Genomic DNA, 18,088 nt, shown 5'->3' on the forward strand with positions numbered 1-18,088 from the left:
GGAGAAAACGCCCATCTGCCACATTCCAGACAATGTGGGATACGTTCATGTAAAAAGAGGCCTGCGGGACTAGGACTGGTCTCCCGCACGCCTCCTTGGCGGGCCTGCAGTGCCGGCGCTTTCGCGGGCGGCTGCTGCGGCCTGGTCACTCGGCGAGATCGCGGTTGGCGACTTCGCCGAGAATCTTTTCAAGCACCTGCTCGATGGAAAGCACCGTGGAATCCAGCATGAGCGCATCATGCGCCGGCTTCAAAGGCGCTACCGCGCGTTGGGTATCGCGTTCGTCGCGCTCACGGATCTCATCAAGAAGACTCGCAAGACTAACATCATCACCCCTGGCCTTCAACTGCATGTACCGGCGGCGGGCACGTTCCTCGACGCTGGCGGTGAGGAAGATCTTCAGCGGTGCGTCTGGAAACACCACCGTTCCCATGTCCCGGCCGTCCGCCACCAGGCCCGGATTTTCCTGGAACGCGCGCTGGCGCTGCAGCAGCGCATCGCGTACCGCGGGCAACGCGGCGACCTGGGAAGCGCCGGAGCCGATCTGCTCGTTGCGGATCGCCTGGGTGACTTCCTCGCCCTCGAGAATGATGTGCTGCTCCTGCCCGGGCGCGGCGGCGACGAACTGCACGTCGAGGTGCGCGGCCAGCACCTTGAGCGCCTCCTCGTTGGTCAGGTCGACGCCGTGGTTGCGCGCGGCGAAGGCCAGCAGGCGATAGAGCGCGCCGGAATCCAGCAGATTCCAGCCCAGTTGCCGGGCCAGCAGGCCGGCGATGGTGCCCTTGCCCGAACCGCCCGGTCCGTCGATGGCTATGACTGGTGCCTGGGTGTTCATGATGCGCCCTCTTTACTTACTCGGATGCCGACTTCCGCCGCCAGGGCGAGGAAGTTGGGGAAAGATGTCGCCACATTGGCGCAGTCGTGGATGCGGACCGGCGCACTGGCGCGCAGCGCGGCCACGCTGAAGGCCATCGCGATGCGGTGATCGCCATGACTATAGAGATCGCCGCCGCCCAGCGCCCCGCCGTCGATGATGATGCCATCGGCGGTCACTTCGGTCTTCACGCCGAGGGTGAGCAGACCATCGGCCATGACCTGAATGCGATCGGATTCCTTGACCCGCAGTTCCTCGGCGCCGCGCAGCAGGGTGCGCCCGGAGGCCACGGCGGCGGCGATGAACAGCACCGGGAACTCGTCGATGGCCAGCGGCACCAGGTGTTCGGGAATCTCGACGCCGTGCAGCTGCGCGGCGCGCACGCGGATGTCCGCCACCGGCTCGCCGCCGACGTCACGCGGGTTTTCCAGAGTGATATCCGCGCCCATCAGCCGCAGGATGTCGATCACGCCGGTGCGGGTCGGATTGACACCGACGTGCCGCAGCAGCAATTCCGAGCCTTCGGCGATGCTGGCGGCGACCAGGAAGAACGCCGCCGAGGAAATGTCCGCCGGCACTTCGATGGCGCAGGCCTGCAGCCTATGGCCAGGCGCGATGGTCACCGTGGCGCCATCCACCGTCAGCGGATAACCGAAGCCGCGCAACATGCGCTCGGTGTGGTCGCGGGTCGGGGCCGGCTCCGTTACCGAAGTGCTTCCCGTGGCGTACAGGCCGGCGAGCAGCAGGCAGGATTTGACCTGGGCGCTGGCCATCGGCATCGCGTAGTTCAACCCCGTCAGACGTTGCCCGCCGCGGATGCTCAGCGGCGGACGGCCGTCGGCGGCGGTCTCGATCTGCGCGCCCATCTGGCGCAGCGGATCGGCGATGCGCCCCATCGGACGCTTCGACAGCGACTCGTCGCCGGTCAGCACGCTGTCGAACGACTGCGCCGCCAGCAGCCCGCTGAGCAGGCGCATCGACGTGCCGGAATTGCCCAGATACAGCGGCCACGGCGGCGCCTTCAGGCCGTGCAGCCCGACGCCATGGATGGTCACGCGGCCGTGGTGCGGCCCCTCGATCACCACGCCCATGTCGCGGAACGCCTGCAACGTCGCCAGGGCGTCCTCGCCTTCGAGGAAACCGTCGATCTCGGTGGTGCCTTCGGCCAGCGAGCCGAGCACGATCGAACGATGGGAAATCGACTTGTCGCCCGGTACCCGGATGCTGCCGCTGACGCGCCCGCCGGGTTGGGCGAGGAACACGAGGTCGCCGTTGGCCTGCACCGAATCGACGTAGGCGCGCCGGGCGAGAATCTTGCCGAAATGCTCGCGGGCGACGCGGGCGCGGGTGAACACGCCGAGCAACTGATGGCCGTCGCCACTGTCGATCGCCTCGCGCAAGGCGTCGAGATCGCCGCGGAAGGCGTCGAGCGTGCGCAGCACGGCATCGCGGTTGGCGAGGAAGATGTCGTGCCACATCACCGGATCGCTGCCGGCGATGCGGGTGAAATCGCGAAAACCACCGGCGGCGTAGCGGAAGATTTCCAGATTCTCGCTGCGTTTGGCCAGCGAGTCCACCAGGCCGAAGGCCAGCAGATGCGGCAGGTGGCTGGTGGCGGCGAGCACCTGATCGTGGTGTTCGACGTCCATGTGCTCGACGTCCGCGCCCAGTTCGCGCCAGAGCCGGTCGACCAGCGCCAGGGCTTCGCCGTCGGTCGAGGCCAGCGGCGTGAGGATCACCTTGTGGCGACGGAACAGCCCGCCGTCGGCCGCTTCGACGCCGCTGCGCTCGGAGCCGGCGATCGGATGACCGGGGACGAAGCGCGCCGGCATGTCGCCGAAGGCCTCGCCGGCGGCACGCACCACGTTGCCCTTGGCGCTGCCGACATCGGTGAGCACGGCGTTGCCGAGGTCGAGCCGGGCCAGTTCACCGAGGACTTTTTCCATCGCCAGGATCGGCACGGCCAACTGGATCACATCGGCGGCGCGGCAGGCGGCGGCCAGGTCGGTCTCGCAGCGATCGACCACGCCCTGCTCCACCGCCAGGCGGCGCGATTGCGGATCGAGGTCGAAGCCCACCACTTCGCCGAACAGGCCTTTCTCGCGCAGGCCCTTGGCGAACGAGCCGCCGATCAGGCCGAGACCGACCACCACCAGGCGGCCGAGCGCGCGCCCGGCCTGCGGCAGCGGCGTCATATCAGCCACGGGCGAGAATCCGTCCCAGCGCATCCAGGCAACGGGCGTTCTCTTCGGCCAGGCCGATGGAGATGCGCAGGTGATTGGGCATGCCGTAGGCGCCGACCGGCCGCACGATCACGCCTTCACGCAGCAGCGCCTGGTAGACCGGCGCCGCATCGCGGCCGAGATCGACGGCGATGAAGTTGGCCTTCGACGCGATCCACTGCAGGTCCAGCGCGCGGAAGCCCTGCTCGAGCTGCTGCATGCCGGCATCGTTCAGCTCGCGGCTGCGCTGCAGGTATTCGGCGTCGTCGAGCGCGGCGCAGGCGGCACTCAGGGCCAGGCTATTGACGTTGAATGGCTGGCGCACGCGATTCAGCACGTCGGCGATCTGCGTCGACGACAACCCGTAACCGACGCGCAACGCGGCCAGGCCGTAAGCCTTGGAGAAGGTCCGCGAGACCAGCAGGTTGGGATAATGCGCCAGGTAATCGAGGCCATCAGGCAACTCGTCGCCCTCGGCGTACTCGATGTAGGCCTCGTCCAGCACCACCAGCACGCGCTCCGGGACCTTGGCGAGGAAGTCGGCCAGCGCCGCCGGGCCGAACCAGGTGCCGGTCGGGTTGTTCGGGTTGGCGATGAACACCACGCGGGTGTTCTCGTCGATCGCCGCGAGCATCGCCGGCAGATCGTGGCCCCAGTGCTTCGCCGCCACCGAGCGCCCTTCGGCGCCGACGGCCTGGGTGACGATCGGGTAGACGGCGAACGCGTGCTGGCTGAACACCGCGTTCAGGCCCGGCGCCAGGTAGGCACGCGCGACCAGTTCGAGGATGTCGTTGGAGCCGTTGCCCAGGGTCACCTGCGCGGCCGTCACCCGGCAGCGTTCGGCGAGCTTGCTCTTCAGCTCGAAGCCGTTGCCGTCGGGGTAGCGGGTCAGTTCGGCCAGTTCGGCGCGGATCGCCGCCAGCGCCTTGTCGCCCGGACCCAGCGGATTCTCGTTGCTGGCCAGCTTGACGATGCTCGCCGGCTCCAGGCCAAGCTCGCGCGCCAGCTCGTCGACCGGTTTGCCCGGCACGTAGGGGGACAGCTTCTGCACGCCGGGCTGGGCCAGACGAAGGAAATCACAACTCATGCGAACCTCTGTTCAAGCGGCGCCGTGCGCCGGTCAACTGATTGCCGAATAGCGGCCTGGCCGGTGATTGACCGCCAGCACCATGTTCAGTACCACCGCGCCGACGATCGACAGCGCGATGGCGTGCAGATCGACGACGAACAGCGCCACCAGCAGGATCAGGCAATCGATGACCATCTGCACCTTGCCGGCGCGCCAGCCGAAATGATCCTGGAGATAGAGCACCGCGATGTTCACGCCGCCGAGGCTGGCGCGGTGGCGGAACAGGATCAGCAGGCCGATGCCCATCAGGATGCCGCCCAGAATACTGGCATACAGCGGGTTGAGCGCCTGGAAACCGATCAGTCGCGGGGTCAGGTCGGCGAACAGCGAAACCAGTGTCACCGACGTCAGGGTACGCAGCGTGAACGGCCAGCCCATGCGCCGGATCGCCAGCCAGTAGAACGGCAGGTTGATCACGAAGAAGGCCACGCCGAAGCTGACCACGCCGGTGTACTGGGTGAGAAACGCCAGCCCCGCCGTGCCGCCGGTGAGCAGGCCGGCGGCACGATAGAGATTGATCGCCAGGGCGATCATCAGGGTGCCGCTGACCAGCGCCTGGGCATCCTCGAACAGGCTGTGGCGGTCGGCCGGCGTGCTTTCCAGCGTCATGCCGTCACTCCGCACGGGCGCGCCAGGTGCCGCGCGCCGTTCAGAGCACGGCCTTGGGGTAGGAACCCAGCACTTTCACCGCGACCGCTTCCTGGCTGAGACGCTCGAGCAGGTCCTTGATCAGCGGGTCCTTGTGATGGCCGACGAAGTCGATGAAGAACACATAGGTCCACTTGCCGCTGCGCGACGGGCGCGTCTCGATGCGCGTCAGGTCGATGCCGTTGCTGTGGAACGGCACCAGCAGCTCGTGCAGCGCGCCGGGCTTGTTGCGCATGGAGACGATCACCGAGGTCTTGTCGTCGCCGGTCGGCGGGACTTCCTGGTTGCCGATGATGAGGAAGCGCGTGGAGTTGTCCGGGCGGTCCTCGATCTTCTCCTGCAGCTTGGTCAGGCCGTAGAGGCTGGCCGCCATGTCGCCGGCGATGGCCGCCGAGCTCCACTCGCCCTTGACCCGCTTGGCGGCGTCGGCGTTGCTGGAAACCGCCACGCGCTCGACGTTCGGGTAGTGCGCATCGAGCCACTTGCGGCACTGCGCCAGGGACTGGGCGTGCGAATAGATGCGGCTGATGTTGTCGGTCTTGGTGTTGTCGCCGACCAGCAGGTGATGGTGGATGCGCAGCTCGACTTCGCCGCAGATCACCATGTCGTGCTCGAGGAAGCTGTCCAGCGTGTGGTTGACCGCGCCCTCGGTGGAGTTTTCCACCGGCACCACGCCGAAATTGACCGCACCCGCGGCGACCTCGCGGAACACCTCGTCGATGGCCGCCATTGGCGTGCTGATCACCGCGTTGCCGAAATGCTTGATCGCCGCGGCCTGGGTGAAGGTGCCCTCGGGGCCGAGGTAGGCGACCTTCAACGGATTCTCCAGGGCCAGGCAAGACGACATGACCTCACGGAACAGCCGCGCCATCTCCTCGTTGCTGAGCGGGCCCTTGTTGCGTTCCATCACGCGCTTGAGCACCTGCGCCTCGCGCTCGGGCCGGTAGAACACCGGCACTTCGCCTTCGGCCAGCGCGGCCATCTTGACCCGGGCGACCTCTTCGGCGCAGCGCGCGCGGTCGCTGATCAACTCGAGGATCTTCTCGTCGAGCTTGTCGATGCGTACCCGCAGCGCCTTCAGTTCAAGCTCGGAGTTGGCATCGGACATCAGCCACGCTCCTTCTCGAACTCCGCCATGTAGCCGACCAGCGCCTCGATGGCGTCCAGGCCGAGGGCGTTGTAGATGGACGCGCGCATGCCGCCCACCGAGCGGTGCCCCTTCAGGTTGAGCAGCCCGCGGGCGTCGGCGCCGGCAAGGAAATCCTTGTCCAGGCGCTCGTCGGCGAGGCGGAACGGCACGTTCATCCACGAACGCGCTTCACCGGTGATCGGGTTGCTGTACAGGCCGCTGGCGTCGATGAAACCGTACAGACGTTCCTTCTTCGCGCGGTTGCGCTGTTCCATGGCGGCGACCCCGCCCTGCTCCTTGAGCCACTCGAAGACCAGCCCGGAGAGATACCAGGAGAAAGTCGCCGGGGTGTTGTACATCGAGCCGTTGTCGGCCGCGATCTTGTAGTCGAGCATCGTCGGGCAGACGCTGCGCGCGTGACCGAGCAGGTCTTCGCGAACGATCACCACCACCAGGCCGCTGGGACCGATGTTCTTCTGCGCGCCGGCGTAGATCAGGCCGAACTTCGACACGTCGAGGGGGCGCGAGAGGATGTCCGAGGACATGTCCACCACCAGCGGCACGTCGCCGGTCTCGGGAATCCAGTTGAATTCCAGACCGCCGATGGTCTCGTTGGAGGCGTAATGCACGTAGGCGGCATTCGCATCCAGCTGCCATTCGCTCTGCGGCGGGATGGCGAAGTAGTCGTAGGGCTTGGCGCTGGCGGCGATGTTGACCTTGCCGTAGCGGCGCGCCTCTTCGACGGCCTTGCGCGACCAGATGCCGGTGTCGATGTAGTCGGCCGAAGCGCCTTCGGGCAACAGGTTCAGCGGGATCTCAGCGAACTGCTGGCTGGCGCCGCCCTGGAGGAATAGCACCTTGTAGTTGGCCGGCACCGACAGCAGGTCGCGCAGGTCCTGCTCGGCCTTGACCGCGATTGCCGTGTAGTCGTCGCTGCGATGGCTCATCTCCATCACCGAAAGGCCCTTGCCGTTCCAGTCGAGGAGTTCGGCCTGGGCACGTTGCAGTACCGCCTCGGGAAGCGCGGCCGGGCCGGCGCAGAAGTTGAAAGCGCGATTGCTCATCGTTGATGTCTCTCAAAAAGGCAGGGCTTGGCCCTTTCACTCGTTCGAACCCCGCGTTGCCGGCAGAAGCCCGAGCGTTGCCGCCCGGCCCCTGCCTGCGTGGGAACGCCGCCGACGTTACTCGTCTTCGCCGTCACCGGGGACCACGTCCGGCGATACGTCGCCGCCGCCACCGAGCAGTTCGTCCTCGTCCGGCTCGGCACTGACCACGGGCAGCTCCTTGTCGAGCACGTCCTCGGCCAGAGCCGCTTCGTTTTCCTCGAGGTCTTCCTCGACCGAAGGCTCCTGCACCCGCTCCAGACCGACCAGGGTTTCGTCCTTGGCCAGCTTGATCAGGGTCACGCCCTGGGTGTTGCGGCCCAGCGAGGACACTTCGGAGACGCGGGTACGCACCAGCGTGCCCTGGTCGGAGATCAGCATGATCTCCTCGCCTTCCTGAACCTGGATGGCGCCCACCAGAATACCGTTGCGCTCGTTGCTGACCATGGCGATCACGCCCTGCCCGCCACGTCCACGGCGCGGGAACTCGGCGATCGCGGTGCGTTTGCCGTAGCCACGCGCCGACGCGGTGAGAATCTGCGCGTTGGGCTCGGGGATCAGCATGGAGATGATGTGCTGGCCTTCCGGCAGGCGCATGCCGCGCACGCCACGGGCGTTACGGCCCATGATGCGCACCTTGCTTTCCTTGAAGCGGATCACCTTGCCGCCGTCGGAGAACATCATCACGTCCTGCGCACCGTCGGTGACGGCGGCGGCGATCAGGGTGTCGCCCTCCTCCAGCTTCAGGGCGATCAGGCCGACGCTGCGCGGCTTGCTGAACTGCACCAGCGGGGTCTTCTTCACGGTGCCGTTGGCGGTGGCCATGAAGATGTAGCTGCCAGTGGGCTCGTCGGCGGTTTCGTCGTCGCCGTCTTCGTCTTCACCGACTTCCTCGATCTCTTCCGGCTCGGCCAGCACGCCTTCGATGACGTCATCGGCGTCTTCGCCTTCCGGCAGTTGCTGACGCACCGCCTCGAGGTCGACCTGCAGCATCGCGGTGATGCGCTCGCCTTCGCTCAGCGGCAACAGGTTGACCAGCGGCCGGCCACGCGCGGTGCGCGAGGCTTCGGGAATTTCGTAGGTCTTCATCCAGTAGACCTTGCCCTTGCTGGAGAACAGCAACAGCGTGGCGTGGCTATTGGCGACCAGCAGGTGTTCGACGTAGTCCTCTTCCTTGACCCCGGTTGCCGCCTTGCCGCGGCCACCGCGGCGCTGCGCCTGGTAGGCGTGCAGCGGCTGGGACTTGGCGTAGCCGCCGTGGGAGATGGTCACCACGCGGTCTTCTTCGGTGATCAGGTCGGCGATGGTCAGGTCGACCTGCGAGGCGACGATTTCGGTGCGACGCTTGTCGCCGAACTCGGCCTTGACGCCTTCCAGCTCCTCGCGGATGACTTCCATCAGGCGCACGGGGTTGGTCAGGATACGGATCAGCTCGCCGATCAGGGTGAGGATTTCCTGGTACTCGGCCAGCAGCTTCTCGTGCTCCAGGCCGGTCAGGCGGTGCAGGCGCAGATCGAGAATCGCCTGGGCCTGGTCGGGCGACAGGTAGTACTTGCCGTCGCGCAGGCCGTACTGCGGATCGAGATCGTCCGGACGGCAGGAATCTGCACCGGCGCGCTCGACCATCGCCTCGACGGCGCTGGATTCCCAGGCACGGGCGATCAGGCGTTCCTTGGCTTCGCCCGGCGTTGGCGATGCCTTGATCAGCTCGATCACCGGGTCGATGTTGGACAGCGCGACCGCCTGGCCTTCGAGGATGTGGCCGCGCTCGCGCGCCTTGCGCAGCTCGAACACGGTACGCCGGGTCACCACTTCGCGGCGGTGGCGGATGAATACCTCAAGCATGTCCTTGAGGTTCATCGTGCGCGGCTGGCCGTCGACCAGCGCCACCACGTTGATGCCGAACACGCTCTGCAGCTGGGTCTGGGCGTAGAGGTTGTTGAGGATCACCTCCGGCACTTCGCCGCGACGCAGCTCGATGACCACGCGCATGCCGTCCTTGTCGGACTCGTCGCGCAGCTCGGTGATGCCTTCGATCTTCTTCTCTTTGACCAGCTCGGCGATCTTCTCGATCAGACGCGCCTTGTTCAGCTGGTACGGCAGTTCGCGGATGACGATCTGCTGGCGGCCACCGGCCTTGTCGATGTCCTCGATCTCGGCGCGCGCGCGGATATAGATGCGCCCGCGACCGGTACGGTAGGCCTCGATGATGCCGGCACGGCCGTTGATGATCCCCGCGGTGGGGAAGTCCGGGCCAGGGATGTAGTGCATCAGTTCGTCGACGGTCAGCTCGGCGTTGTCCATCAGCGCCAGGCAGCCATCGATCACCTCGCCGAGGTTGTGCGGCGGGATGTTGGTGGCCATGCCCACGGCGATACCCGACGAGCCGTTGACCAGCAGGTTGGGGATCTTGGTCGGCATCACCGCCGGAATCATCTCGGTGCCGTCGTAGTTCGGCACCCAGTCGACGGTTTCCTTCTGCAGGTCGGCCAGCAGCTCGTGGGCCAGCTTGGTCATGCGCACTTCGGTGTATCGCATGGCCGCGGCGTTGTCGCCGTCCACCGAACCGAAGTTGCCCTGACCGTCGACCAGCAGGTAGCGCAGCGAGAACGGCTGGGCCATGCGCACGATGGTGTCGTACACGGCGGTGTCGCCGTGCGGGTGATACTTACCGATCACGTCACCGACCACACGGGCGGATTTCTTGTACGGCTTGTTCCAGTCGTTACCCAGTTCGCTCATGGCGAACAGCACGCGCCGATGCACGGGCTTCAGGCCGTCGCGCGCATCCGGCAGGGCACGCCCGACGATCACACTCATCGCGTAGTCGAGATAGGACTGTTTCAGCTCGTCTTCGATATTGACCGGGAGGATTTCTTTGGCCAGTTCACCCATGAGAAGCCTGGTTCCTTTTGTCTGCGAGGTGCTGCGAATAAGCGCGGGATATTATCACAAGGCGGCGTTCGAAAGCCGCCTAGAGACGCGTCGAATGGATGAGCAGGCGCCCCTTCAGTGCAGGCGCTTGCGACTCATCAGGGCGGCCATCTTCGTCGCGTCGGGGCGTTCGACCACGCCCTTCTCGGTGACGATGGCGTCGATCAGGTCGGCCGGGGTGACATCGAACACCGGATTCAGCGCCTCGACGCCGGCGGCGACGCGCACGCCGCCGACGTCCAGCAGCTCCGCGCCGTCGCGCTCCTCGAGGGGAATGTCGTCGCCGCTCTCCAACGCCATGTCGATGCTCGAGCTGGGCGCCACGACCATGAAGCGCACGCCGTGGTGCATGGCGCAAACGGCCAGTTGATAGGTGCCGATCTTGCTCGCCACGTCGCCGTTTGCGGTGATCCGGTCGGCGCCGACGATGACCCAGGTGATGCCCTTGGTCTTCATCAGGTGCGCAGCGGCGGAGTCGACGCCGAGGCTCAGCGGGATGCCTTCGCTGGCCAGCTCCCAGGCGGTCAGGCGCGAACCCTGCAGCCAAGGCCGGGTTTCGTCGACGTAGACGCGCTCCACCAGCCCCTCGAGGAAGGCCGCGCGAATCACCCCGAGCGCGGTACCGAAGCCACCGGTGGCGAGCGCGCCGGTGTTGCAGTGAGTCAGCAGCGTCTGCAGGTTGCCCTGCTGCCTGCGAATCAGCTCCATGCCCAGCTGGGCCATGGTCAGGTTGGCCTCGCGGTCGCTGAGGTGAATGGCCATGGCTTCGGTTTCCAGCGCCTTCAGCGGGTCTTCGCCGTGCTTGAGCTTGTCGAGCCGTTCGCGCAGGCGGTTCAGCGCCCAGGACAGGTTGACCGCGGTCGGTCTGGCGCCCTCCAGCACGGCGAAGTCCGCCTCCAGCCCGGCGCGCCAGTCGCCGCCCTGCGCCAGGCGCGCCCGCGCGCCGAGCACCAGCCCGTAGGCCGCGGCGATACCGATCACCGGCGCCCCCCGCACGAGCATGCTGCGAATCGCCTCGGCGACACCGGCGGCCGAGTCGAAGGTGAGCCAGGTTTCCTCCAGCGGCAGCCGGCGCTGGTCGAGCAGATGCAGCTCGCCCGCGCGCCATTCGATGGACGTCACCTTCTCCGCCGCCAGCAACTGCTCGCGCATGCTCAACCTCGTACCGGAACAAAAGCGGCGAATTATACGCACAAGCCCGCGGCGGTGGCGGGCGACGCTGCGGCGGGCGAGCCGACCGACCGCTGGCTTCGCCTTTCCAGCCCCGTGCGGCTTCAATACACTGTCCGGCCTTCTGACCTGGAACGCCAGCCCATGCCCGACGCGCCCCTCGACCTGTTGCTGCTGCCGTCCTGGCTGGTTCCGGTGGAGCCGGCGGGCGTGGTCCTCAGCGACCACGGCCTGGGCATCCGCGACGGACGCATCGTGCTCATCGCGCCACGCGCCGAGGTCCTGCGCCAGCCGGCGACGGAAATCCGCGAACTGCCCGGCATGCTGCTCGCGCCGGGGCTGATCAACGCCCACGGCCACGCGGCCATGAGCCTGTTCCGTGGCTTCGCCGACGACCTGCCGCTGCAGAGCTGGCTGGAACAGCACATCTGGCCGGCCGAGGGCCGCTGGGTCGACGAGGACTTCGTCCGCGCGGGCACCGAGCTGGCGATCGCCGAACAGCTCAAGGGCGGCGTCACCTGCTTCTGCGACCAGTACTTCTACCCGAAGATCGCCAGCGAAGTGATGCACAACGCCGGCGTGCGCGCGCAGATCAGCCTGCCGATCCTCGACTTCCCGATCCCCGGCGCGGCGGACCCGGCCGACGCCATTCGCCGCGGCCTGGAGCTGTTCGACGACCTGCGCCACCACCCTCGCCTGAAGGTCGCCTTCGGCCCGCACGCGCCCTACACGGTGAGCGACGACAAGCTGGCGAACATCCTGATGCTGGCCGACCAGCTGGACGTCGGCATTCATATGCACGTCCACGAAACCGCCGGCGAGGTGCAGCAGGCCGTCGAGCGGACCGGCGAGCGGCCGCTGGCGCGCATCGCCCGCCTCGGCCTGCTCGGCCCGCGCTTCCAGGCCGTGCACATGACCCAGGTGAACGACGAGGATCTGGCGCTGCTGGTGGAAAGCAACAGCAGCGTGATCCACTGCCCGGAGTCCAACCTCAAGCTGGCCAGCGGTTTCTGCCCCGTCGAGAAACTCTGGCAGGCCGGCGTCAACGTCGCCCTCGGCACCGACGGCGCGGCCAGCAACAACGACCTCGACCTGCTGGGCGAAACCCGCACCGCCGCGCTGCTGGCCAAGGCCGTCGCCGGCTCGGCCACCGCCCTGGACGCGCACCGCGCGCTGCGCATGGCCACGCTCAACGGCGCGCGCGCCCTCGGGCTGGACGCCTGCTGCGGTTCGCTGGAGGTCGGCAAGTTCGCCGACCTGGCCGCCTTCGACCTGAACGGCCTGGCCCAGCAGCCGGTTTACGATCCGGTATCGCAACTGATCTACGCCTGCGGGCGCGACTGCGTGAAGCACGTCTGGGTCGGCGGCAAGCCACTGCTCGACGACGGACGCCTGACCTGCATGGACGAACAACGCATCATCGCCACTGCACGGCAGTGGGGCTCGCGCATCCGCGGCGGCTGACGCCGACCTGCGACAAACTGGCATACATTGGGCCGACGTCGATGAACCTATCGGCGCCGTCAAGCTGGCAACATGTCCGCCCGGCCGCGCCCTCCTCTTTCTCGTTTCGATGGAACTACTCATGAGCAATGTCGATCACGCCGAAATCGCCAAATTCGAAGCCCTGGCCCACCGCTGGTGGGACCGCGAAAGCGAGTTCAAACCCCTGCACGACATCAACCCGCTGCGGGTCAACTGGATCGACGAACGCGTCGGCCTGGCCGGCAAGAAGGTCATCGACATCGGCTGCGGCGGCGGCATCCTCAGCGAAGCCATGGCCCAGCGCGGCGCTGAGGTGATCGGCATCGACATGGGCGAGGCACCGCTGTCGGTGGCGCGCCTGCACCAGCTCGAATCCGGCGTGCCGGTGGAATACCGGCAGATCACCGCCGAAGCGATGGCGGCGGAAATGCCCGGCCAGTTCGACGTGGTCACCTGCCTGGAAATGCTCGAGCACGTACCCGACCCCGCGTCGGTGATCCGCGCCTGCCACACGCTGGTCAAGCCCGGCGGCCAGGTGTTCTTCTCCACCATCAACCGCAACCCCAAGGCCTGGCTGTTCGCCATCGTCGGCGCCGAGTACCTGATGCGCCTGCTGCCGCGCGGCACCCATGACTTCGCCAAGTTCATCCGTCCTTCCGAGCTGGGCACCTGGAGCCGCGACGCCGGGCTGCAGGTCCGCGACATCATCGGCCTGACCTACAACCCGCTGAGCAAGCGCTACAAGCTGGCGCCGGACGTGGACGTCAACTACATGGTCCAGACCCTGAGGGAGGCGTGAGCGGCATGCGCATTCGAGCAGTGCTATTCGACATGGACGGCACCCTGCTGGACACCGCGCCCGACTTCATCGCGGTGATCCAGGCGATGCGCGCCGCGCGCGCGCTGCCGCCGATCGAGGACAAGACCGTGCGCGACGTGGTGTCCGGCGGTGCGCGGGCGATGGTGATCAGCGCCTTCGACGTCGACCCGATGTCCGACGCGTTCGAGACCCTGCGCCTTGAATTCCTCGAGCGCTACCAGAGCCATTGCGCCACCTTCAGCCACCTCTACGACGGCATGGCCGACGTGCTGGCCGATATCGAAAAGGCCGGGCTGATCTGGGGCGTGGTGACCAACAAGCCGCTGCGCTACGCCGAACCGATCATGCAGCGACTCGGCCTGGCCGAGCGCTCGGCGCTGCTGATCTGCCCGGACCACGTCACCCACAGCAAGCCGGACCCGGAAATGCTCGCCCTGGCCTGCCAGCGCCTGGAGCTGGAGCCGGCCAGCGTGCTGTTCGTTGGCGACGACCTGCGCGACATCGAATCCGGCCGCGACGCCGGCACGCGCACGGTGGGCGTCAGCTACGGCTACATCCATCCGCAGGACAACCCGCGCAGCTGGGGTGCCGATGCCGTAATCGACCACCCGCTGGAACTGCGTACCCTGCTCGACCGCGCCCTCTGCGGCTGCTGACAGGCGCCGTTCCATCCACCGACCCGCTAGCCATCCGCGCGGCCAAGGCGTGCCGCGCCCGAAGGAGCCTTCCATGTTCGACTACACCGCCCGCCCCGATCTGCTGCAGGGCCGCATCATCCTGGTCACCGGCGCCGGCCGCGGCATCGGTGCGGCCGCCGCCAAGGCCTATGCAGCCCTTGGTGCGACGCTGCTGCTGCTGGGCAGCAACGAAGACAACCTGAACCTGATCTACGACGAGATCGAAGCGGCCGGCCATCCGCGGGCCGCGGTGATTCCGCTGAACCTGGAAACCGCCCAGCCGCACCAGTTCGGCGAACTGGCGGCGATGATCGAAAGCGAATTCGGCCGCCTCGACGGGCTGCTGCACAATGCGTCCATCGTCGGCCCGCGCACGCCGCTCGAGCAGCTCTCGGGCGAGAACTTCATGCGCGTCATGCAGATCAACGTCAACGCCATGTTCATGCTCACCAGCGCCCTGCTGCCGTTGCTCAAGCTGTCGGAGGACGCCTCGGTGGTGTTCACCTCCAGCAGCGTCGGCCGCAAGGGCCGCGCCTACTGGGGCGCCTACGCGGTTTCCAAGTTCGCCACCGAGGGGCTGATGCAGGTCCTCGCCGACGAAGTCGACGGCACCTGCGCCGTGCGCTCCAACAGCATCAATCCCGGCGCCACCCGCACCGCGATGCGTGCCCATGCCTACCCGGGCGAGAATCCGGCGAACAACCCGGAGCCGGAGGCGATCATGCCGGTCTATCTGTACCTGATGGGCCCGGACAGCAAGGGCGTCAATGGCCAGCAGTTCGACGCCCAGTGAGGCGCGCGGGCGGTGGCCGGGCCACCGCCAGTTTTACGTCGAAAGCGGCAACCTACCTTCCAAATAGCGGCCATTGCCCGCCGGATAACCGGCGAAATCTTGCCACCGCCCCCGCAATAAACGCTCAAGTCACTGTTAAATAACGATAAAAATATCCTGGCACACATTTCGCTCTTGTCCTTCCACGAAACGCACACCAGCGTTGAAGGAAGAGCGCTCATGGTCCCTCCCAGCAAGAAGAACACGATCGATTTCGACGCCGCCCGCCTGCAGCGCATGGGCTACTCGGAATCTCGCCCCGTTGCCCTGCTACCGGTAACGCTGAGCGAGCTGCACCGCCAACTGACCCTGCAGCTGCAGACCAGTCTGGAGGTGGAGCGCATCCTTGAGGTGTTCTTCCGCGAGGTTCAGCGGCTGGTACCGCTGGACGCCATGACCTTCTCCCATCCGCGCAGCGAGCTGTCCCTGCAGTTCGGCGCACGCGGCACCCACAGCGCCAGCTACAACCTCAACCAGGCCGGCGAATACATGGGCGAACTGGTGTTCCGCCGCAACCAGCGTTTCGACGACTTCGAGCTCGGCCAGGTGGAATCGCTGCTGTCCTGCCTGGTGTTCCCGCTGCGCAATGCGCTGCTCTACCGCTGCGCCCTGCAGAATGCCCTGCATGACCCGCTGACCGGCACCGGCAACCGCTTCGCCATGAACCAGTCGCTGGCTCGCGAAGTGGACATGGCCCACCGTCATTCGCAGCCGCTGTGCGTGCTGATGCTCGACCTCGACCACTTCAAGCTGATCAACGACGGCTACGGCCACGGCGTCGGCGACGACGTGCTGCGCGCGGTTTCCGTCGCGCTGAAGAACCAGCTGCGCAACATCGACATGATCTTCCGTTTCGGCGGTGAGGAATTCATGGTGCTGCTCTCCAACACGGCCCTCGAGGCCGCCAGCCTGGTGGGCGAGCGCCTGCGCAGCACCATCGAGACGCTGCAATACCTGAGTCAGGGCCAGGCCATCAGGCTGTCGGTCAGCCTGGGCTGCGCCCTGCTGCGACCCTTCGAATCCGCGGAAAGCCTCACCCGCCGCGCCGACGACGCGCTCTACGCCGCCAAACGCGAAGGCCGCAACCGGATGACGCTGGCAGGCTGAGCGCCGCCAGGCAGAAACGAAAAACCCCGCGAGAGCGGGGTTTTTCGTTACGCCATCCGTTTACGGACGCTTACGACCGAAGCCTGGACGCTGGCCATCGGCCACCGGGCCACGGCGTTTGGCCGGAGCGCCCGCCGACGGCTTGCGGGGTGCGCCACGTTCGCCTCCGGCGTCTTCGGCAGGGCGGCGCTTCTTGTTCACATCCTGCGGCCGCTCGGCGACGCTGCTGCCGGCGCCCCACGGCGTGCTGCGCTCCGAATCCGGACGCAGCCGGCGGTTGGTCGGCTTGCCGGCACCGGCGGCGGGCTTGCCACCGCGCGGCGCACGGCCCGGACGCTCGCTCGGCGCCAGCGGCTTGGCCGACTTGCGCTGCGCGCGGTCGAGCTTCTCACGCACCTTGCCCTTCATGTCGGGCAGCGAAACCGGCTTCAGGCCGACTTCGGCGCTGAGGATGTCCAGCTCGGCCTGGCCCATCTCGCGCCAGCGCCCCATGGTCAGCTCGGAGGTGAGGAACACCGGGCCGAAGCGCACGCGCTTCAGGCGGCTGACCACCAGCCCCTGCGACTCCCACAGGCGCCGCACTTCGCGGTTGCGGCCTTCCATCACCACGCAGTGATACCAGTGGTTGAAACCTTCGCCGCCGGGCGCTTCCTGGATGTCGGTGAACTTCGCCGGACCGTCTTCGAGCATCACGCCGGTCTTCAGGTTCTCGATCATTTCCTCGGTGACTTCGCCGCGCACGCGCACCGCGTACTCGCGGTCCATCTCGTAGGACGGGTGCATCAGGCGGTTGGCCAGCTCGCCGTCGGTGGTGAACATCAGCAGACCGGTGGTGTTGATGTCCAGGCGACCGATGTTGATCCAGCGCCCGGCCTGCAGGCGCGGCAGGCGGGCGAACACGGTCGGACGGCCTTCCGGGTCGTCGCGGGTGCAGACTTCGCCGTCCGGCTTGTTGTAGATGAGCACGCGGCGGACCGCTTCGACGGCCTCTTCGCGCTTGATCAGGCGGCCGTCGAGGGCGATGGCGTCGTGCAGGTCGACGCGCTGGCCGAGGGTCGCCACGCTGGCGTTCACCTTGACCCGTCCCTGGCTGATCCAGGTCTCGATGTCGCGACGCGAGCCGAGGCCCATGCGCGCGAGGACTTTCTGCAGTTTTTCGCCGTGAGCGACGTGCTCGGCGGGTTGCTCATGTTCGGTCATCTGTGCACCTCCCGGTGTGGGCTGTTCCGAATGGGGCGCGAATCATACGCGCTGGACGACCGCGGCGATATGCGCGGCCGATGAAAGTATCGGCCAGGGCCTAGGTCAGCGCCATCGCCTCGCGGCTCGCCTGCTCCACCGCCGCCCAGTCGCCGGACCTGATCCAGGCGCTGTCGAGCATCCAGGTGCCGCCGACGCACATCACGTTGGGCAGCGCCAGGTAGCTCTTCAGGTTGTCCGGGCTGACGCCGCCGGTCGGGCAGAAGCGCACGTTGCCGAACGGGCCGGCGAACGCCTTGAGCGCCGCCACGCCACCGGCGACCTCCGCCGGGAACAGCTTGAAGCGACGGTAGCCCAGGGCATAGCCGAGCATGATGTCGGAGGCGCAGGAGGTGCCCGGCAGCAGCGGCACGTCGAGGTCGCAACCGGCCTCCAGCAGCTCGGCGGTGCAGCCCGGGGTAACGATGAACTGCGCGCCGGCATCGATCGCCTCGGCCAGCATCGCCTTGTCGAGGATGGTCCCGGCGCCGACGCACAGCTCGGGGCGTTCGCGGCGCAACTGGCGGATCGCGGTCAGCCCGTGGACCGAGCGCAGGGTGATTTCCAGCGTGCATAGGCCACCAGCGGCCAGCGCGTCGGCCATCGGCAGGATGTCCTCTTCGCGGGCGATGGTGATCACCGGGAGGATGCGCGCCTTGCGGCAGATATCGTCGATCAGCTCGATCTTCGCGGCCATGTTCATGGGCAACTCGTCCTCG

The 18,088-nt window shown here is 67.0% G+C and carries 15 protein-coding genes; 5 read left to right on the forward strand and 10 right to left on the reverse strand.

Translation table 11 applies throughout. The annotated features are described in order from the left end of the window. Positions 1–145: 145 nt before the first annotated feature. The 8 genes from cmk to mtnA form a co-directional block, all read right to left on the reverse strand. On the reverse strand, positions 146–835 hold the full coding sequence (gene cmk / locus B3E91_RS04780; protein WP_287028565.1) for a (d)CMP kinase: 690 nt from the start codon (positions 833–835) through the stop codon (positions 146–148). Then, entirely contained in the window at positions 832–3,069 is a 2,238-nt protein-coding gene (locus B3E91_RS04785; RefSeq protein ID WP_287028643.1) for a bifunctional prephenate dehydrogenase/3-phosphoshikimate 1-carboxyvinyltransferase, read from the reverse strand. Before B3E91_RS04785 ends, cmk begins: the two co-directional genes overlap by 4 nt. A 1-nt stretch (position 3,070) precedes the next feature. Further along, positions 3,071–4,183: a histidinol-phosphate transaminase gene (gene hisC / locus B3E91_RS04790; protein ID WP_287028566.1), complete on the reverse strand. Its 1,113-nt coding sequence runs from the start codon at positions 4,181–4,183 to the stop codon at positions 3,071–3,073. Between the two features lie 33 nt (positions 4,184–4,216). Then, positions 4,217–4,834 carry a YitT family protein gene (locus B3E91_RS04795; RefSeq protein ID WP_273233836.1) on the reverse strand — a complete coding sequence of 206 codons (618 nt, stop codon included), beginning with the start codon at positions 4,832–4,834 and terminating at the stop codon, positions 4,217–4,219. Between the two features lie 40 nt (positions 4,835–4,874). Beyond that, positions 4,875–5,981 carry a prephenate dehydratase gene (pheA, locus tag B3E91_RS04800; protein ID WP_090231731.1) on the reverse strand — a complete coding sequence of 369 codons (1,107 nt, stop codon included), beginning with the start codon at positions 5,979–5,981 and terminating at the stop codon, positions 4,875–4,877. Then, positions 5,981–7,066 (reverse strand): 3-phosphoserine/phosphohydroxythreonine transaminase, encoded by a 1,086-nt coding sequence (serC, locus tag B3E91_RS04805; RefSeq protein ID WP_273233835.1) that lies wholly within the window; start codon positions 7,064–7,066, stop codon positions 5,981–5,983. The genes pheA and serC overlap by 1 nt, the downstream gene beginning before the upstream one ends. Positions 7,067–7,183: 117 nt before the next feature. After that, entirely contained in the window at positions 7,184–10,000 is a 2,817-nt protein-coding gene (gene gyrA / locus B3E91_RS04810; protein ID WP_287028567.1) for a DNA gyrase subunit A, read from the reverse strand. A gap of 114 nt (positions 10,001–10,114) precedes the next feature. After that, positions 10,115–11,191, reverse strand: coding sequence for an S-methyl-5-thioribose-1-phosphate isomerase (gene mtnA / locus B3E91_RS04815; protein ID WP_287028568.1), 1,077 nt, complete (start codon positions 11,189–11,191; stop codon positions 10,115–10,117). Positions 11,192–11,353: 162 nt separating this feature from the next. Here mtnA and B3E91_RS04820 point away from each other — a divergent pair, with 162 nt between their 5' ends. The 5 genes from B3E91_RS04820 to B3E91_RS04840 all read left to right on the forward strand — a co-directional run bounded on the left by B3E91_RS04820 (position 11,354) and on the right by B3E91_RS04840 (position 16,130). Then, positions 11,354–12,673 (forward strand): TRZ/ATZ family hydrolase, encoded by a 1,320-nt coding sequence (locus B3E91_RS04820; RefSeq protein ID WP_287028569.1) that lies wholly within the window; start codon positions 11,354–11,356, stop codon positions 12,671–12,673. Positions 12,674–12,794: 121 nt separating this feature from the next. Then, the gene (gene ubiG / locus B3E91_RS04825) at positions 12,795–13,493 is read left to right on the forward strand and encodes a bifunctional 2-polyprenyl-6-hydroxyphenol methylase/3-demethylubiquinol 3-O-methyltransferase UbiG (protein WP_287028570.1); all 699 of its coding nucleotides are present in this window, start codon (positions 12,795–12,797) and stop codon (positions 13,491–13,493) included. A gap of 5 nt (positions 13,494–13,498) precedes the next feature. After that, positions 13,499–14,170, forward strand: coding sequence for an N-acetylmuramic acid 6-phosphate phosphatase MupP (mupP, locus tag B3E91_RS04830; RefSeq protein WP_287028571.1), 672 nt, complete (start codon positions 13,499–13,501; stop codon positions 14,168–14,170). A gap of 73 nt (positions 14,171–14,243) precedes the next feature. Continuing rightward, positions 14,244–14,984: a YciK family oxidoreductase gene (locus tag B3E91_RS04835; RefSeq protein ID WP_273233830.1), complete on the forward strand. Its 741-nt coding sequence runs from the start codon at positions 14,244–14,246 to the stop codon at positions 14,982–14,984. A 219-nt stretch (positions 14,985–15,203) separates the two neighbouring features. Further along, positions 15,204–16,130, forward strand: coding sequence for a GGDEF domain-containing protein (locus B3E91_RS04840; RefSeq protein ID WP_287028572.1), 927 nt, complete (start codon positions 15,204–15,206; stop codon positions 16,128–16,130). 60 nt (positions 16,131–16,190) lie between these two features. On the opposite strand, the gene rluB is transcribed toward B3E91_RS04840, so the two are convergent. Together rluB and B3E91_RS04850 are read right to left on the reverse strand one after the other, a co-directional pair. Next, positions 16,191–17,330 (reverse strand): 23S rRNA pseudouridine(2605) synthase RluB, encoded by a 1,140-nt coding sequence (gene rluB, locus B3E91_RS04845; RefSeq protein WP_287028573.1) that lies wholly within the window; start codon positions 17,328–17,330, stop codon positions 16,191–16,193. A gap of 100 nt (positions 17,331–17,430) precedes the next feature. After that, a complete protein-coding gene (locus B3E91_RS04850) occupies positions 17,431–18,072 on the reverse strand; it encodes a bifunctional 4-hydroxy-2-oxoglutarate aldolase/2-dehydro-3-deoxy-phosphogluconate aldolase (RefSeq protein ID WP_287028574.1) in 642 nt (213 codons plus the stop codon). Positions 18,073–18,088 lie beyond the last annotated feature (16 nt).

The organism is Pseudomonas sp. UBA6310 (assembly GCF_002438225.1).
Classification (GTDB): domain Bacteria; phylum Pseudomonadota; class Gammaproteobacteria; order Pseudomonadales; family Pseudomonadaceae; genus Pseudomonas_O; species Pseudomonas_O kuykendallii.

Excerpts from the sequence above, each read along its gene's own strand:
- cmk (WP_287028565.1), bottom strand. The coding sequence starts at position 835 with ATGAACACCCAGGCACCAGTCATAGCCATCGACGGACCGGGCGGTTCG.
- B3E91_RS04785 (WP_287028643.1), bottom strand. The coding sequence starts at position 3,069 with ATGACGCCGCTGCCGCAGGCCGGGCGCGCGCTCGGCCGCCTGGTGGTG.
- hisC (WP_287028566.1), bottom strand. The coding sequence starts at position 4,183 with ATGAGTTGTGATTTCCTTCGTCTGGCCCAGCCCGGCGTGCAGAAGCTG.
- B3E91_RS04795 (WP_273233836.1), bottom strand. The coding sequence starts at position 4,834 with ATGACGCTGGAAAGCACGCCGGCCGACCGCCACAGCCTGTTCGAGGAT.
- pheA (WP_090231731.1), bottom strand. The coding sequence starts at position 5,981 with ATGTCCGATGCCAACTCCGAGCTTGAACTGAAGGCGCTGCGGGTACGC.
- serC (WP_273233835.1), bottom strand. The coding sequence starts at position 7,066 with ATGAGCAATCGCGCTTTCAACTTCTGCGCCGGCCCGGCCGCGCTTCCC.
- gyrA (WP_287028567.1), bottom strand. The coding sequence starts at position 10,000 with ATGGGTGAACTGGCCAAAGAAATCCTCCCGGTCAATATCGAAGACGAG.
- mtnA (WP_287028568.1), bottom strand. The coding sequence starts at position 11,191 with ATGCGCGAGCAGTTGCTGGCGGCGGAGAAGGTGACGTCCATCGAATGG.
- B3E91_RS04820 (WP_287028569.1), top strand. The coding sequence starts at position 11,354 with ATGCCCGACGCGCCCCTCGACCTGTTGCTGCTGCCGTCCTGGCTGGTT.
- ubiG (WP_287028570.1), top strand. The coding sequence starts at position 12,795 with ATGAGCAATGTCGATCACGCCGAAATCGCCAAATTCGAAGCCCTGGCC.
- mupP (WP_287028571.1), top strand. The coding sequence starts at position 13,499 with ATGCGCATTCGAGCAGTGCTATTCGACATGGACGGCACCCTGCTGGAC.
- B3E91_RS04835 (WP_273233830.1), top strand. The coding sequence starts at position 14,244 with ATGTTCGACTACACCGCCCGCCCCGATCTGCTGCAGGGCCGCATCATC.
- B3E91_RS04840 (WP_287028572.1), top strand. The coding sequence starts at position 15,204 with ATGGTCCCTCCCAGCAAGAAGAACACGATCGATTTCGACGCCGCCCGC.
- rluB (WP_287028573.1), bottom strand. The coding sequence starts at position 17,330 with ATGACCGAACATGAGCAACCCGCCGAGCACGTCGCTCACGGCGAAAAA.
- B3E91_RS04850 (WP_287028574.1), bottom strand. The coding sequence starts at position 18,072 with ATGAACATGGCCGCGAAGATCGAGCTGATCGACGATATCTGCCGCAAG.